At 73.3% G+C, this 16069-nt stretch carries 14 protein-coding genes and 1 tRNA gene; 5 read left to right on the plus strand and 10 right to left on the minus strand.

Annotated features, from left to right (window positions below):
* Positions 1-20 precede the first annotated feature (20 nt).
* Positions 21-1679, minus strand: a complete 1659-nt coding sequence (locus tag JQN70_RS09945; protein ID WP_204131175.1) for a peptide ABC transporter substrate-binding protein — start codon at positions 1677-1679, stop codon at positions 21-23.
* Between the two features lie 232 nt (positions 1680-1911).
* Here JQN70_RS09945 and hisN point away from each other — a divergent pair, with 232 nt between their 5' ends.
* Positions 1912-2733, plus strand: coding sequence for a histidinol-phosphatase (gene hisN, locus JQN70_RS09950; RefSeq protein ID WP_204131215.1), 822 nt, complete (start codon positions 1912-1914; stop codon positions 2731-2733).
* Here hisN and JQN70_RS09955 read toward each other — a convergent pair.
* From JQN70_RS09955 to JQN70_RS09980, 6 genes are all read right to left on the minus strand, one after another.
* Positions 2730-3245 (minus strand): methylated-DNA--[protein]-cysteine S-methyltransferase, encoded by a 516-nt coding sequence (locus JQN70_RS09955; protein WP_239111354.1) that lies wholly within the window; start codon positions 3243-3245, stop codon positions 2730-2732. The genes hisN and JQN70_RS09955 overlap by 4 nt on opposite strands.
* Complete coding sequence (locus tag JQN70_RS09960) at positions 3235-4578, minus strand: M16 family metallopeptidase (RefSeq protein WP_204131176.1); 1344 nt, start codon at positions 4576-4578, stop codon at positions 3235-3237. The genes JQN70_RS09955 and JQN70_RS09960 overlap by 11 nt, the downstream gene beginning before the upstream one ends.
* Entirely contained in the window at positions 4575-5867 is a 1293-nt protein-coding gene (locus JQN70_RS09965) for a M16 family metallopeptidase (RefSeq protein WP_204131177.1), read from the minus strand. The genes JQN70_RS09960 and JQN70_RS09965 overlap by 4 nt, the downstream gene beginning before the upstream one ends.
* Before the next feature lie 48 nt (positions 5868-5915).
* Entirely contained in the window at positions 5916-7262 is a 1347-nt protein-coding gene (locus JQN70_RS09970) for an NAD(P)/FAD-dependent oxidoreductase (RefSeq protein ID WP_307835905.1), read from the minus strand.
* Between the two features lie 211 nt (positions 7263-7473).
* A tRNA-Met gene (locus JQN70_RS09975) sits at positions 7474-7547 on the minus strand.
* Positions 7548-7625: 78 nt separating this feature from the next.
* Positions 7626-10682 carry a UPF0182 family membrane protein gene (locus JQN70_RS09980; RefSeq protein ID WP_204131179.1) on the minus strand — a complete coding sequence of 1019 codons (3057 nt, stop codon included), beginning with the start codon at positions 10680-10682 and terminating at the stop codon, positions 7626-7628.
* Between the two features lie 114 nt (positions 10683-10796).
* On the opposite strand from JQN70_RS09980, the gene JQN70_RS09985 reads away from it, so the two are divergent.
* The gene (locus JQN70_RS09985; protein WP_204131180.1) at positions 10797-11339 is read left to right on the plus strand and encodes a PPA1309 family protein; all 543 of its coding nucleotides are present in this window, start codon (positions 10797-10799) and stop codon (positions 11337-11339) included.
* 20 nt (positions 11340-11359) lie between these two features.
* Here the strand turns inward: JQN70_RS09985 and JQN70_RS09990 are convergent, their stop codons facing one another.
* Together JQN70_RS09990 and JQN70_RS09995 are read right to left on the minus strand one after the other, a co-directional pair.
* On the minus strand, positions 11360-12472 hold the full coding sequence (locus JQN70_RS09990; protein WP_307835907.1) for a YlbL family protein: 1113 nt from the start codon (positions 12470-12472) through the stop codon (positions 11360-11362).
* Positions 12469-12897, minus strand: coding sequence for a molybdenum cofactor biosynthesis protein MoaE (locus tag JQN70_RS09995; protein ID WP_204131181.1), 429 nt, complete (start codon positions 12895-12897; stop codon positions 12469-12471). The genes JQN70_RS09990 and JQN70_RS09995 overlap by 4 nt, the downstream gene beginning before the upstream one ends.
* Positions 12898-13003: 106 nt before the next feature.
* Here JQN70_RS09995 and JQN70_RS10000 point away from each other — a divergent pair, with 106 nt between their 5' ends.
* Together JQN70_RS10000 and JQN70_RS10005 are read left to right on the plus strand one after the other, a co-directional pair.
* A complete protein-coding gene (locus JQN70_RS10000) occupies positions 13004-14371 on the plus strand; it encodes a zinc-dependent metalloprotease (protein ID WP_307835908.1) in 1368 nt (455 codons plus the stop codon).
* Entirely contained in the window at positions 14368-14949 is a 582-nt protein-coding gene (locus tag JQN70_RS10005) for an NUDIX hydrolase (RefSeq protein WP_204131183.1), read from the plus strand. Before JQN70_RS10000 ends, JQN70_RS10005 begins: the two co-directional genes overlap by 4 nt.
* Here JQN70_RS10005 and JQN70_RS10010 read toward each other — a convergent pair.
* The gene (locus JQN70_RS10010; RefSeq protein WP_204131184.1) at positions 14905-15453 is read right to left on the minus strand and encodes a M48 metallopeptidase family protein; all 549 of its coding nucleotides are present in this window, start codon (positions 15451-15453) and stop codon (positions 14905-14907) included. The genes JQN70_RS10005 and JQN70_RS10010 overlap by 45 nt on opposite strands.
* Positions 15454-15656: 203 nt before the next feature.
* Between JQN70_RS10010 and JQN70_RS10015 the strand changes: the two genes are divergently transcribed.
* A complete protein-coding gene (locus tag JQN70_RS10015) occupies positions 15657-15818 on the plus strand; it encodes a DUF5679 domain-containing protein (RefSeq protein WP_013493366.1) in 162 nt (53 codons plus the stop codon).
* The last annotated feature ends 251 nt before the right edge of the window (positions 15819-16069 follow it).

Consider the following 16069-nt stretch of genomic DNA (forward strand, 5'->3'; position numbering starts at 1 on the left):
GGACCTGGTGGTTCCTCAGGTCACTTGACCGCCACCGACGTGAAGTCGATGGTGCCGAACGCGGTGATCTTCACGCCGGTGACCTTGTCGGACCAGCCCATGGTGGTCTTGCCGTACCACATGGGGATCGCCGGCATGTCGGTGGCGAGGAGCGCCTCGGCCTGCTGGTACTTCGAGTTCGCCGCCGCGGCGTCCTGCTCGGCAGCAGCCTCACCGAGGAGCTTGTCGAACTCCGGGTTGGAGTAGTCGCCGTCGTTCGAGGACGCGCCGGTCTTGAAGATCGGGGCGAGGAAGTTCTCGATCGACGGGTAGTCCATCTGCCAACCCGTACGGAACATGCCCTTCATCTTCCGCTCACCGATCTGCGTGCGGAAGGTGGCGAAGTCGACGACACCGGTCGCGACGCAGTCGACGCCCAGGGCCTGCTTGATGCTGTTGCAGGTGGCCTCGGTCCAGTCCTTGTGGGCGGCGTCGGCGTTGTAGGAGAGGGTGATCTTGTCGCCCTTGAAGCCGCCGGCCTCCTGGAGGAGGGCCTTGGCCTTGGCCGGGTCGTACTTGCACCACTCGCCGCACTGGTCGGCCTTGTAGCCGTCGACGACCGGGGAGACCCAGCCGGTGGCGGGCTGACGCGTGCCGTTGAAGATCTGCTTGACGATGGTGTCACGGTCGATCGCCATGGAGATCGCGTGACGGATCTTCGGGTCCGCGTAGTTCGGGTCGACCTTGGTCGGCGCGAAGGTGACCGTCTGGATGACGCCGGTCTCCTTCTCCGCGTTGCGGTCCGGGAGGTCCTGCTTGTACTTCTCGTCGATGAGCGCGCTGGTCGGGATCTCGTCCGTGATGTCCAGGTTGTTCGCGATCACGTCGTTGTACGCCGCGTCGGACTGCTGGTAGATCTTGAAGGTGATCTTGTCGACCTTGCCGCCGAAGTCGCCGCTGTAGTCGGCGAACTTGGACAGGACGATGGACTGCTCCTTGTTCCAGGCGTCCAGCTTGTACGGGCCCGAGCCGACCGGCTTGTCGCCGAAGGCCTTCGGGTCGGTGAAGAAGACGTCGGGGAGCGGCGAGAACGCCGAGTAGCCGAGACGGACCGGGAGGTTCGAGACCTTCTCGGAGGTCTTGATCGTGAAGGTGTAGTCGTCGACGACCTTGAGGCCGGTCAGCTTGTCGGCCTTGGCCTTGCCGGCGCCGGCGCACGGGTCGTCGCCCTCACCGGTGCACTGGGTGTCGCCGAAGCCCTCGATCGGCTCCATGAAGTAGCCCGAGCTCTGGCCGTTGGGGCCGTACGCGGCGTAGTTCCACGCGTCGACGAAGTTCTTGGCCTTGATCTCGGTGCCGTCGTGGAACTTGCGGCCCTGCTTGAGCTTGACCGTGAAGTTCTGGTTGTCCGTCGTGTCGATGGACTCCGCGAGGTCGTTCGTCGGCTTGGCGGTCTCGGCGTCGTAGTGCACCAGCTTGGAGAAGATCGCGTCGATGACGTTGCCGCCACAGGTCTCCGTGGTGTTGCTCGGGACCAGCGGGTTCTCCGGGTTGCAGCCACGGACGGTGATCTCGCCGCCCGTCTTGCCGCCCGCCGCCGAGGTGTCGTCGCCCCCGCTGTCCCCGCTGCCGCAACCGGCAGCGAGAAGAGCGACGGCGGACATGGCCGCAACGGCGACCGTGCGAGCAGTTCCTCGCATGGATGTCCTCCTGTGTGATGTGGTCGCCACCCGGTGTGGGTGGTCGTTCCGTGAGGCGCCCCGGTCGGGTGCACCACGATGGCATCGCCCTCCGGCGTGCGCGGTCCACACAACACCACGGACGGGCCCGAGGGAAGGTTCGTGCCCGGCCGATACCCGATTGTGACCGGATCGCGACCGACTCGTCGCCGGGGCCGAAAGATCTTCGGCACGAGCCGCTACGGTGAGCCTCGTGCCCGGCTACGACGACGACCTCCGACTCGCCCACGTCCTCGCCGACGCGGTCGAGCGGGTCACCCTCGAGCGGTTCCGGGCCGAGGACCTGCACGTCGAGTCCAAACCCGACCTCACGCTCGTCAGCGACGCCGATCGCACCGCCGAGGAGGTCGTGCGCGGCCAGCTGAAGCGCACCCGCCCGCGTGACGCCGTCATCGGCGAGGAGCTGCCGCCCACCGGGTCCAGTCCCCGGCAGTGGGTGGTCGACCCGATCGACGGCACGCACAACTTCGTCCGCGGCGTGCCGGTGTGGGCCACCCTCATCGCCCTGGTCGACGACGGCGTGCCGGTGCTCGGGCTCGTCGCCGCCCCGGCCCTCGGCCGGCGCTGGTGGGCCACGCTCGGCAGCGGCGCGTGGGCCGGTCGCAGCCTGACCAGCGCCAAGCGCCTCCACGTCTCGGGGGTCTCCCGCCTCGAGGACGCCTCGATCTCGCTGTCGAGCACCACGTCGTGGGCCGACGTGGGCCGCCTCGACGCGGTGCTCGCGCTGAGTCGGGCGTGCTGGCGCGAGCGGGCCTTCGGCGACTTCTGGTCCTACATGCTGCTCGCCGAGGGGGCGGTCGACATCGCCGCCGAGCCCGAGCTCGCGCTCTACGACATGGCCGCGCTCGTCCCCATCGTCACCGAGGCCGGGGGGCGGTTCACCTCCGTCGAGGGCGTCGACGGCCCGTTCGGTGGCAACGCGGTGGCGACCAACGGACTGCTCCACGACGAGGTGCTGGCCCGCCTCGCCTCCGACGGCCGCCCGTCGTCGGTCCCCCGCGACGAGGACCGCTAGAAGAGCGACCCCTGGTCGGCCTCGGTCGGCACACCCTCGAGCCGCAGCAACAGGGCCTTGCGCTCCAGCCCGCCCGCGTAGCCGGTCAGCGTGCCGTCGCTGCCGACGACCCGGTGGCACGGCAGGACGACGGGGATCGGGTTGGCGCCGTTGGCCGCCCCGACCGCGCGGGACGCACCCGGGGGCAGCCCGAGGAGGTCGGCGATGCTGCCGTAGGTCGTCGTCGTGCCCCACGGCACGTCGGCCAGGACGTCCCACACCCGGCGCTGGAACTCGGTCCCCACCGGTCGCAGCGGCAGGTCGAAGACCCGGCGCGCGCCCTCGAAGTACTCGGTGAGCTGGCGCCGCGCCTCGACGAGCACCGGCGCCCCCTCCCGGACCGTGCCCGGCGTGCCGTCGGGGGCCGCGTCGAACCGGATGGCGACGAGGCTCCCGTCGCGGGCGAGCAGCTCGAGCCGGCCGATCGGCGACGGCATGACGAGCGAGTGCGCCCCGACCGGGTCAGAGGGCAACGGTGGCCACCGGTCCCGGGACCCGGCCCTCGAGGGCAGGCACCACCGAGGCCGCGTCGCCGACGAGCACGACGGTCCACTCCCCCGTCGCCGTCCGGCGGTAGGCGGTGTCGAGCTCGTCGAGCGTGAGGGCCGAGACGGCCGCGAGGTTGCGGGTCGTGAAGTCGAGCGGCAGGCCCTCGAGGGCCAGGGCGGCGGTCTCGTCGGCGACGGCGTCGGCCGTGGCGTAGCGGCCGGGCGCGGTCTTGGCGACGAAGTCGACGCCCGAGCGCAGCTCGGTCGCGGTGAACCCGTCGCGGGCGGTGTCGAGGATGCCGAGGAGGATCTCGACGGCCTCCCCCGTGACCTCCGAGCGCACCGACCCCGAGGTGACGAACGAGCCGCCGGCGACCCGTGGCCGGAAGGCCGCGCGGACCCCGTAGGTGTAGCCCTTCTCCTCGCGGAGCACCGCGTCGAGGCGGGCGCCCGGCGAGCCCCCGACGACGAAGGACACGACCGGGTGCGGCGCCCAGCCGTGGGGGGTCGAGCGGTCGGGGCCGGGGCAGGCGACGACGATCTCGGTCTGGACCGCCCCGGGGCGGTCGACGACGACGACCCGGGCCCGGTCGGACGCCGGGACCGGGGCGACCGCGGCCGGGGGCGGGACGTGGCCGGGGGCCTCCCAGCCGCCGAGCGAGCCCGCGAGGAGGTCGAGCGCGGGGACCCCGGAGAGGTCGCCGGCGAGGACGACCGTGGCGCCGCGGGGCCCGATGGTGCGGGCGTGCCGTGCGGCGATGTCGTCGCGGGTGATCGCGGACACGGTCTCGGCACTGCCGGCCGTCGGGCGCGAGGCCCGGTCCGACGGCGACCAGAGGGTCCGGGCCACCTCGCGGGCGGCACGGTGCGCGGCCGACGCCCGCTCCTGCTCGATCTCGGCGAGCCGGCTGCGGAGGATCCGCCGGACCTCGTCGTCGGGGAAGACGGGGGTGGCCAGGGCCTCGGTGACCAGCCGCGCCGCGGTGCCGAGGTGCGACTGGGGGACGTCGACGTCGACGAGCAGGCCACCGTCGGAGACCCCCGCCCCGAGGGCCATCCCGTGCCGCTCGAGCAGCTCGGCGAAGTCCTCGGGGTCGTGCGCCTCGGTGCCCTCGTCGAGCAGGCGGGCCATCATCGACGACACGCCCTCGACCCCGCGCTCCTCCGTGGCGAGCGAGGTGGGGACGACGACCCGCATCGAGAGCACGTACTGACCCGGGAGGTCGTGGAGCAGGACGCGCAGGCCGTTCGGCAGGACGTGCTCGGTGGCGGCGGGGAAGGTCCACGGCGCCGGGGGTGCGACGACGGGGCGGCTCACGCGACCGCCTCCGCGTCGGCGACGTCGACCTGGAGGTAGGCGACGACGGCGCGGCTCTCGGGGCGCAGCCACCGGCGGGTCACGGCGACGACGTCGGCGGCGGTGACCGCCCGGACGCGGTCGAGGTGGGTGTTGACGACCTGCGGGTCGTCGTGGAGCAGGGTGTACCGGCTGAGCAGGTCGGCCCGTTCCTCCTGCGAGGCCAGCGCGGAGAGCCAGGCCCGCTCGGACTGGGCGACCGAGGCCTCGAGCTCGGCCTCGGTGGGCCCCTCCTCGGCGAGCCGCGCGAGCTCCTCGACGAGCGCGGCCTCGAGGTCGGCGGGGTCGGCGCCGGGCGTGACGTCGAGGACGACGAAGCCGAGCGAGACACCGTCGACGAACCCCCAGGCCGTGGCGTGCACGCCGACCGCCGTCTGCTCGCGGCGCACGAGGCGGCGGACGAGCCGGGAGCTGGAGAGCCCGCCGAGGCAGTCGAGGGCGACGGTGGCGGCGACGAGCTCGTCGGTGCCGTCGACGGGGAGCCGGAAGGCCACGTGGAGGCGGTCGTTGGGCACGGCCTCCCGGCGCTCGAGGCGCACCGGCTCGGTGAGCGGCTCGAGCTGGGCCAGGGCCGGGCGGCGGTCCTCCGCGCGCGCCTCGAGCCCCCCGAAGTACCGCTCCGCGAGGTCGAACCCGGTGTCGGGCTCGAGGTCGCCGCAGAGCGTGAGGACGGTGTTGTCCGGGGCGTAGTGGCGCCGGAAGAAGGCGTGGACGTCCTCGAGGCTCGCGGCGTCGAGGTCCTCCATCGACCCGATCGTCGGGTGGTGGTACGGGTGCCCTTCGGGGAAGACGGCCGCGTAGACGTCGATGAGCGCGTTGCCGTACGGCTGGTTGTCGTAGCGCTGGCGCTTCTCCTCCTTGACGACGTCACGCTGGTTGTCGAGGTTCTCCTGGTTGACGGCGTCCAGGAGGTGGCCGTGCCGGTCGGCCTCGAGCCAGAGCGCCAGCTCGAGGGCCCCGGTGGGGACGGTCTCGAAGTAGTTCGTGCGGTCGAACCACGTCGTCGCGTTGAGCCGCCCGCCCTCGGCCATGAGGGCCTCGAAGTGCTCGCCGCTGCGGACCTCGCGCGAGCCCTGGAACATCAGGTGCTCGAAGAGGTGCGCGAACCCGGTGCGGCCCGCCTGCTCGTGCCGTGAGCCCACGCCGACCCAGAGGTTGACCGTCACGTTGGGGACGGTGTGGTCGGGCGAGACGACGACGCGCAGGCCGTTGGCCAGCGTGCGCCGGTGGATCGGGTAGTCGAGCGGCATGGCGGTCACCCTACGGTCCGGGCGGCGTCGCCGTCCCGGATCCGCGCGTCAGCCGGCGTCGCTGAGGTCCTCGACCCGCTGGATGGCCCGCCGGGCGAACACCTGCTGCTGGGTCGCCACCCGCTCGGCGCGGCCGCGACCGAGGAAGCTGACCGCCCAGTGCAGCAGCGTCGTGATGCGGTTCTTGAAGCCGATGATGTAGACGAGGTGCACGCCGAGCCAGAGCAGCCACGCGACGAACCCGCTGAAGCGCAGGCCGCCGATCGAGGCGACCGCGCTGAACCGGGACACGGTGGCCATCGAGCCCTTGTCGCGGTAGGTGAACCGCTCGTCGGTCGGCTTGTCGTCGAGCCGGTGCGTCACCTGCTTCGCGGCGAACCGCGCGCCCTGGATGGCGACCTGCGCGACGCCCGGCAGGTCGTCGAGGGAGATCATGTCGCCGACGACGAAGACCTCCGGGTGGCCGGGGAGGGTGAGGTCCGGGTTGACCCTGACCCGCCCCGCGCGGTCGAGCTCGGCACCGGACTGCTCGGCGAGCTGCTGCCCGAGCGGGCTGGCCTGGACGCCGGCCGCCCACATCTTCGTCAGCGCCTCGAGGCGGGTCTCGTGCCCCTGCTGGTCCCGGTACGTGAGGCCGGTCTCGTCGACCTCGGTGACCATCGCGCCGGTGCGGACGTCGACGCCCATCTCGGACAGGCGGCGGCGGGCGGCTCCGCCGAGGCGCTCGCCGAAGGTCGGCAGGACGGTGTCGGCGGCGTCGAGGAGGACGACGTGGGCCTGGGTGGGGTCGATGCGGCGGAAGTCGTGCTTGAGCGTGCGGCCCGCCAGCTCGGCGATCTGGCCGGCCATCTCGACGCCCGTCGGCCCGGCGCCGACGACGACGAAGGTCAGGGCTCGGCGGGCGTCCTCCTCGGTCGTCGCGAGCTCGGCGACCTCGAAGGCGCCGAAGATGCGGCCGCGCAGCTCGAGGGCGTCGTCGACGGACTTCATGCCCGGCGCGAACTCGGCGAACTCGTCGTGCCCGAAGAAGGACTGCCCCGCCCCGGCGGCGACGAGCAGGGTGTCGTACTCGCTGATGGTGCGCTGGCCGAGGAGCTCGGAGGTGACGGTGCGGGCGGCGAGGTCGATGTCCGTGACCTCGCCGAGGATGACGCGGGCGTTCTTCTGCCGGGCGAGCACCTCGCGGGTGCTCGGGGCGATCTCGCCCTCGGAGAGGATGCCCGTCGCCACCTGGTAGAGCAGCGGCTGGAAGAGGTGCTGGGCGGTGCGGGCGACGAGGGTGACCTCGACGTCGCCGCGCCGCTTGAGGGCACGGGTGCCGAAGAGGCCTCCGAAGCCGGAGCCGATGACGACGACGCGGTGGGGACGGGGGTGGCGGCCTGGGGTGGTGGTCACGTCAGGTGCAACGCCGTGCACGCCCGGGGATTCCGGCGACACGCCGTGACCTCCGCCTCGCCGGGGCGGGGGCAGGACGCCGCTGGTTCGCGGGGGCAGGACGCCGCGCTCACGCGCGGGCTCCTTCGTCGCCCGCCCGTTCGCGCTCCCGGCATCCTGCTCATGACGAAGGCCCTGACCGGCTGCGCCGGTCAGGGCCTTCGTCATTCAGTAGCGGGGGCAGGATTTGAACCTGCGACCTCCGGGTTATGAGCCCGGCGAGCTACCGAGCTGCTCCACCCCGCGTCGAGTGAGTCACGTCCTTGCGGCCGTGCTCGGTATGCCCCCGAGGTTACGCGACGGAGCCCGCCACGGCCAAATCGGCTACCCCGCCGAGGCCGTCGTCGACGCCGACGGTGCCGGCGAGGCCGACGCCGACGGGCTCGGGGTCGGCGACGGCGCCGCCGCCCCCAGCTCCGCGGACAGCCGCTCGGCGAGGGCGATCGCGTCCGAGAGCCGCTTCTGCGCCTCGCCGTAGGCGGCGAAGTCGCTCTTGCTCAGCGCCTCCTGGCCGTCGGCGTAGGCCGCCTGGATGGACGCGATCGCCGCGGTGAGCTGCTGCTGGAGGCTGGTCTCCGGCTGGTCGGGGGTGTCGCCACCGCCGTCGCCGCCGCCGCCGGTGTCGCCCTGGCCCTCGCCGAAGAGGCCGGTGATGGCCTGGTCGAGGGTGTCGCCCCACGCGACGTTCGTGCCGTACGCGGCCACGGTGATCTTGTTCTGCGGGAACGACCCCGAGCCCTCGGAGGCCTGGACGTAGATCGGCTGCACGTAGAACGTCCGGCCGCGCAGCGGGAACGTCAGCAGGTTGCCGAAGGTCAGCTTCTTGCCGCTGCCGGAGTTCTGGGTGATGTACTGCGCCAACCCCAGCTGCTCGGCAGGATTCTGCGAGCGCACGTTCGAGTTCTGGATCTGGTTGCGCACCTGGCCGGGGCCGGCCGGCGCCTGGTTCGAGGAGTACTCGACGAGCCTCAGCTGGCCGAAGTTCTCGGCCGGCTTCCCGGCCGTCGACCCGGCGTCGGCGTCGACGGCGAGCAGCCCGCGGAGGATCTCGCGTCCGCCCTCGGTGTTGCTCGCGGGGACGAACGGCGAGGTGATCGAGAACGACGCCCGGTCCTCCCCCGGCAGGGCGATGGACTGGAAGACGACCGGGATGTCCTGGCTGGCCAGCGACGGGTCACGGGGCACGCGCCACTTGTCGTTGCCGGTGAAGAAGTCGTCGGCGCGGGTGATGTGGTACTCGTTGAGCAGGTCGCGCTGGACCTTGACGAGGTCCTGCGGGTAGCGGATGTGGGCCATGAGGTCGCCGGAGACCGACGACAGCGGCTTGACCGAACCGGGGAAGGCGTTGCTCCAGGCCTTGAGCATCGGGTCGTTCATGTCCCAGCCGTAGAGCTGCACCGACCCGTCATAGGCGTCGACCGTGGCCTTGACCGCGTTGCGGATGTAGTTGACCTCGCCGGTGCGCACCTGGACGACGTTGGAGCGGTTCGCCACGGAGTCGGACGTCGCCTCCGAGAGCTCGAGGAGACGGCTGTTCGGGAAGCTGTTCGAGGTCGTGAAGCCGTCGACGATCCACTTGACCCGCCCGCCGACGACCGCGGGGTACACGTTGCCGTCGAGCTGGAGCCACGGGGCGACCCGCTCGACCCGCTCCTTCGGCGTGCGGTGGTCGAGGATGCGCGAGTCCGAGTTGAGCGCGTCCGAGAGGAGGAAGTTGGCCTCGCGGTACTTCACCGCGTACGCGAGCCGGCGCACGAAGGACCCCACCTCGACACCGCCCCCGCCGGTGTAGGTGTTCTTCACCGACGAGCCCTCGGAGCTGCCCGGGCGGTCGTACTCCCGCGTCTCGCCCCCGGAGGGGCCTCCAACCACGGAGTAGCTCGGCGACAGCTCGCCGAAGTAGATGCGGGGCTCGTACTCCCCGAGGTTGTTCCGCGAGCCGCCCTCGAAGAAGACCGGGTCGCCCTCGGCCGTGCGCTGGTTGCCGTAGGCCGCGTAGAACCCGTAGCCGTGCGTGTAGACGGTGTGGTCGTTCAGCCAGTTGCGCTGGCCGTCGGGCAGGCCGTCGAGGTTCATCTCGCGCACGGCGACGACGGCGTCGTTGACCTTGCCGTCGATCGTGTACCGGTCGACGTCGAGGGTGTCGGGGAAGGCGTAGAAGTCGCGCTCGCCCTCGAGCTGGCGGAAGGTCGGCGCCACGACGTTGGGGTCGATGACGCGCACGCCCGGGATCGACTCCGCGTCCGAGCGCAGCTCGGTCTTCGCCGGCTCCTGGGTCGGCGCGGTGTTCGTGATCCGCTCGACGCGGTCGAGGCCGAAGGCCTGGCTCGTGGCGGTGATGTTGCGCTGGATGTACTGGTTCTCGAGCGAGCGCTGCGAGGGGCCGACCTTGAGCGACTGGATGAGGGCCGGGTAGGCGGCGCCCGCGACGACCGCGGTGACGACGAGCAGGCCGACGCCGATGATCGGCAGCCGCCAGCTGCGGCTCCAGATCGAGGCGATGAAGAAGGCGGCGCACATCACGGCGGCGACGGCGAGGATGGCCTTCGTGGGGAGGACCGCGTTGGCGTCCGTGTACGTGATGCCGGTGAGCAGCGAGCCCTTCTCGGTCGACAGCGAGTACCGGTCGAGCCAGTAGGAGGCGGCGCGCGTGAGGGCGATGAGGGCACCGAGCGTGCCGAGGTGGACGTAGGCCGCCCGGGTCGAGGGACCGCGCCCCGGCAGCTGGAGCCCGCCGTAGACGTAGTGCGTGAACGCGCCGGCGAGGAAGGCGAGGACGAGGACGACCGTCACGAAGCTGACGACGAAGCGCAGCCACGGGAGGGTGAAGACGAAGAAGCCGACGTCGAGGCCGAACTGCGGGTCCTTGGTGCCGAAGGGCACGGCGTTGGCCCAGAGGAGGAACGTCTTCCACGCCCCCATCGAGCCGGACCCCGCCAGCAGGCCGAGGACGACGGGGATGCCGACGACGGCCACCCGGCGCAGCGGCTCGATGGCCTGGCGGTACTGCTCGAGCACCTGCTGGGCGGGGGTGACGGGCACGTAGATCGGGCGCGTGCGGTACGCGACGACGAGCGAGACCGCGACCGCACCACCGGTGACGAGGGCCGCGACGACGAAGATGCCGGTCTTGCTGAGCAGCTCCTTGACGAAGACGCCGCTGAAGCCGACCGACTGGTACCACCAGACGTCGGTGAGCACGTCGGCCGCGATGCCGCCGACGACGGCGAGCCCGATGAGGACGAGCGCGGTGGGCAGGAGCGGCCCGCGGCGGCGGCGCGCGAGGCCGGCCGGACGCCCGGCCCGGGGGTCCTCACCGCCGGGGCGCCCGGCGCCCTCGTCGGGCCCGTCGGTTCCGTCGAACCAGTCAGAACGACTCACAGCTCTCCTCGTCCCGTGTGCCGGGGTCGTCGTGCGGCGGTTGGGCGTCAACCTACCTCGCAGGCCTGAACGCTCGGAGGGCGCCGAAGGTTCGCGGCCCCGGGGTCGGGCACGATGGGGCCCGTGAGCCCCGACCCGCAGCCCGTCACCGACCCCCTGACCCTCGCGGCCCTCGACACCGAGCGGCACGTGGCCCGCGGGGGCTGGGACCAGCCGGTGCGGCTCTTCGCCCTCGTCCCGACGGCCGACCTCGTGGTGCGCGAGCCGCAGCTCGCCGAGGGCCTCGCCGCCCACGACGCCGTGGCCGGCGCGCTCTCGGCCGTCGAGCAGGAGGACCTGCCCGAGGCCGACGGCATCGAGGACCTCCTCGCCCGCATCGCCTGGCCCGAGCAGGTCACCGGGTGCGCCCTCGCGGTCGAGCGGGTCGTCCTGCCGCCCGCCGCCGAGCGCGACCTCCCCGAGGACCCGGACGCCGCGCGCCGGGCGGTCTCCGAGCACCCGGACCGGGCCGACGTGCGGCTCGTCGTGGCCGTGACGCGCGACGGCTCGGCGCGCTGCCTGCTGCGCCAGCGCGCCCACGACAGCGACGACCAGGTCGCGCTCGGCGAGGACATCGCCCCGGGGATCGTCCACGCGCTGCGCGCGACCTTCGACTGACCTGGGGGTGTCGACCCGCCTCAGCCGCAGGTGGGCAGCCCCGTGAGGTCGCCCTTGGCGATGCCCTCGACGGCGGCACGGCCCTCGGCGAAGGTCGTGACGCGCAGCAGGGTCATCCCCTCGGGCACGTGGCCGACGGCGTCGGCGCAGTCCTGTGCCGGTGACAGGAAGAACCGGGCGCCGGCCTCGTGGGCCCCGACCATCTTCTGGCGGATGCCGCTGATCGGGCCGACCGAGCCGTCGTCCTCGATGGTGCCGGTGCCGGCGATCCGCTTCCCGCCGGTGAGGGACCCGGGGGTCAGCGTGTCGTAGATCGCGAGGCTGAACATCAGCCCGGCCGACGGCCCGCCCACCTGGCCGGTGTTGAGGGTGACGTCGACCGGCAGGTCGTAGTCGGTGCGCAGGAGGATGCCGATGACGGCGCGGCCGTCGGCGTCGGCCGAGCGCACGGTGACCGTGCGCTCGGCGCCGTCGCGGCGCACGCGGATCGAGACCTGCTCGCCCGGAGTGTGGGCCTGGACGGCGGCGCGCACGGCGGCCGAGTCGGTGGTGGCGGTGCCGTCGACCGAGAGCACGGTGTCGCCCTTCGCGAGGAGCCCGTCGGACGGCCCGTCCTCGGGCACGTCGGCGACGGAGACCGTCGTCGGCACGGTGCGGCCGAGGGCACGCAGCGCGGTGGCGGCGGCGACGACCTGCGACTCGTTCATCAGCTCGGTGTTCTCGGCCTCGACGTCCTCCTCGGAGGCGTCGTCGGGGAAGTAGTAGCGCTCGGGGGCGGCGTCGACGGCGTCGCTGAGCCACGCCTCGAGGAGGTCGTAGACGGTGACCTTGCGCCCCGGGCCGCCGTCGAAGGAGACGGTCGTGAAGTCGAGGGCGCCCTCGGTCGGGTAGGTCTGCGCGCCCTCGACGGAGAGGACCGGCTTGCCGTCGAGCTCGCCGAGCACGTTCGTGGCCGGTCCCGGGGAGAGCACGACGTAGGGCAGCCCGACGAAGGTCAGGCCGGCCGCGAGGACGACGAGGAGGAAGGTCGTCGTCAGCAGGCCGGCGGCCAGGCGGCCGGGCCGCTGCGCCGGGCGGGGGTCGGGGGCGGCGGCGGAGCCGGGGTCGAGGCGGACGTCGGGGGCGCCGCTCACGGCATCCCCACCCACTCCGCGGAGCCGTCGCCGAGCTGCTGGTGCTTCCAGATGGGGGTGCGCGCCTTGAGCGTGTCGATGACCGCCCGGCAGGCGTCGAAGGCCTGACCGCGGTGCGGCGCGGCCGCCGCGACGACGACGGCGAGGTCGCCGACCTCGAGGGTACCGGTGCGGTGCACCGCCGCGATGCGGACCGCCTCGGAGGAGGCGAGCACCTCGTCGCAGACCTCGCGCATCGTCGCCTCGGCGCTCGGGTGCGCCGAGTACTCGAGGCCGGTGACGGCGTCGCCGTGGTCGTGGTCGCGGACCACGCCGACGAAGAGCGAGACCCCGCCGCAGACGGGGTGGCGGACGGCGGCGAGGACCTCGTCGACCGACAGGGCGGCGTCGCGGACGGCGACGAGCGCGACGGCGGCGTCATCCATGGGCACGGGCGTTCCTCCGGGGGCCGGCCGCCGGAACGATTCCCGCGCGACCGTGGTTGGGTACAACAGGACGACATCCTCTCACCCGAACCGCAGGAGCCCGGCCGTGACCGACCACGCCGACGACGACGAGACCCCCGACCTCCCCCCGGAGCTCGAGCAGGTCCTCCGCGGCCTCACCGGCGGCGGCGAGCTCGACCCGCAGCTGGCCGCGATGGTCAAGGGCATGGGCCTGGACCAGGTCGACCCGCAGATGCTGCAGATGGTCATGGGCCAGGTACAGGCGATGTTCGCCGCGCCGGCCGGCGACACCACCGTCGACGCCGCGATGGCCACCGACACCGCCCGCAAGACCGTCGCGGCGGCCGGCGACGCGCTGGCCTCCGAGGCCGACCGGCGCGCCGCCGCCGAGGCCGTCCAGGTGGCCGGGCTGTGGCTCGACGCCGTCACCGACCTCTCCGGCCCGGCGCTGCACGGCACCGCGTGGAGCCGCGCCGAGTGGGTCGAGGCGACGATGCCGGTGTGGACCGGGCTCGTCGAGCCGGTCGCCGAGGGGGTCACCGACGCCGTCACCGAGGCGATGGCCCGCCAGCTCGGTGACCTGCCCGAGGGCGCGCTGCCCGAGGGCATGGCCGGGATGATGGACCAGGCCGGGCCGATGCTCCGGCGGATGCACGGGTCGATGTTCTCGCTCCAGCTCGGGCAGGGGGTCGGTCAGCTCGCGGGTGAGGTCGTCACCGGGTGCGAGGTCTCGCTGCCGCTCGTCGCGGCCCCCGACGTCGTCCTCATGCCGGCCGCGCTGCACGAGCTCGCCGAGGGCCTCGAGGTCGACGAGCCCCAGGCCCGGTTGTACCTCGCCGTGCGGGAGGTCGCCCGGGTCCGGCTGTTCGGGGCCGTCCCGTGGCTCTCCGCAGGGCTGCTGGCCGCCGTGCGCGACTACGCCTCGGACATCACCATCGACACCGACGGCATCGAGGAGGCGGTCCGCTCGATCGACCCCTCCGACCCCCAGGCCGTCCAGGAGGCCCTGCGCGGGCGGATGTTCGCGCCGCAGCACTCCCCCGCCCAGGTCGCCGCGCTCGGCCGGCTCGAGACGCTGCTCGCCCTCGTCGAGGGCTGGGTCGACGTCGTCACCGAGCGGGCCGTCGCCGAGCACCTCCCGGCCGCCGTGGCGCTCGGTGAGGCCGTCCGCCGCCGCCGCGCGAGCGGCGGTCCGGCCGAGAAGGCGTTCGGGGCGCTCGTCGGGCTCGAGCTGCGCCCGCGCCGGTTGCGCGACGCCGCCAACCTCTTCCGCGCGCTCGAGGACTCCGCCGGCCCCGGCGCCCGCGACGGCGCCTGGCGCCACCCGGACCTCGCGCCGTCGACCGCCGACCTCGACGACCCGCTCGGCTACGTCGAGCGCACCGCCGAGCCGGCCACCGACGACCTCGACGCCGAGCTCGACGCGCTGCTGCGCGACGAGGGCGAGCGGTGACCCGGGCCGCCGAGGTCGCCCGCTCCTTCGCCCACCTGCACGCCGACGCCGCCCGCGTCCTCGGCGGGTGGCGTGCGCCCGACGCCGCCCAGGAGGAGCTGCGCCGGTCCTACCTCGCGTTCCTCGGCTCGCACCCCGAGGGCGTGGCCAAGGCCGGGCCGCCCGAGCACCTCACCGCGTCGTGCGTCGTCCTCGACCGGGCCGGCGAGCGGGTGCTCCTCACCCACCACCGGAGGGCGCGCCAGTGGTTCCAGTTCGGCGGCCACCTCGAGGAGGGTGACGCCTCGCTGTGGGCGGCCGCCCGGCGCGAGGGCCGTGAGGAGTCCGGGCTCGACGCGCTCGAGCCGCTGCCCGACCCGGTGCAGCTCGACCGGCACGTCCTCGAGGGCGACTTCGGGCACTGCCGCGAGCACCTCGACGTGCGGTTCGCCGCGGTGGCACCCGAGGGCGTCGGGCCGCGGGTCAGCGAGGAGTCGCTCGACGTGCGGTGGTGGCCGGTGGACGCCCTGCCCGAGGGGACGCGCGCCGAGCTGTCACCCCTCGTCGCCGTCTGCCGCAGGGCCCTCGGGCTCGTCTGACGCGGGCATGCCCGAGGCGTGCGCGAGGCCGTCGAGGAAGCCGCGCGAGCGCTCGAGGCGCGGGTACGAGGCCAGCAGCCGCCAGAACGCGGGCCCGTGCCCGGTGACGAGCAGGTGGGCGAGCTCGTGGAGCAGGACGTAGTCGAGGACGTGGTCGGGGACCTCCCGCAGCCGGTCCGAGACGCGGATGCTGCCGTCGGCCGGGGTGCAGGACGCCCAGCGCTTCTCCATCGTCGAGACCCAGCGGACCGACTGCGGCCGGGCGTGCCCGCCGAGGTAGCGGGTGGAGAGGCGCGCGGCCCGCTCGGCGAGGGCGTCGTCGCTGACCGGCCGGCGGGCCTCCCCGCGCTCGAGCCGGGCGAGCATCCGCTCCACCCACCGGGCCTCCTCGGCGGCCGAGAAGGAGGCGGGGATGAGCACGACCGTGCGGCCGCCGTCGCGGTAGGCGCTGACCGTGCGGCGGCGCCTGCGGCTGCGGCGGACCTCGACGTCGGGGCTGGCCACGGGACCGACTCTACGGCCTGGGAGGCTGGTGTGACGGAAGGTACGGAAGTGGCCCCACCTGCGGCGATTCCCCCGCGTGGCGCCGCGTGGCCACGGGGCGTGGGGCCCCGGCGTGGCTACTGTGTGAACGTCCAGGCCGCCCTCGGGTGGCACCTCTGTCCGGCACCGGGGCCTCCGGCGGTCGGGTGACAAGGAGAGCGTCGATGGCTGACGAGACCTACAAGGGCGAGTTCTACTGCGTGAAGTGCAAGGAGAAGCGCGAGGCCGAGGGGAAGGTCGTCGTCTCCGAGAACGGGCGGCGGATGGCCAAGGGCCAGTGCCCGGTCTGCGGCACGAACCTCAACCGCATCCTCGGCAAGGCCTGAGCCGCCGAGACCCCACGACGACGGCCCCGGACCCGCAACGGTCCGGGGCCGTCGTCGTGCCCGGACACCGCCGGTCGAGGTGAAACCCGACCACGTCCGGGTCTCCCATCACCTCGACCCGGCCCAGCCCTCGAGCGGTCGAGGTGAAACCCGACCACCTCCGGGTCGCCCATCACCTCGACCCTCGGGGCGCCGGCGCTCCGCAGCCTGTGGACGACGCCCGCGGCCACGGTCGCCGTCCCGGCAGGATG

Source organism: Phycicoccus sonneratiae, assembly GCF_016887965.1.
GTDB classification, from domain to species: domain Bacteria; phylum Actinomycetota; class Actinomycetes; order Actinomycetales; family Dermatophilaceae; genus Phycicoccus; species Phycicoccus sonneratiae.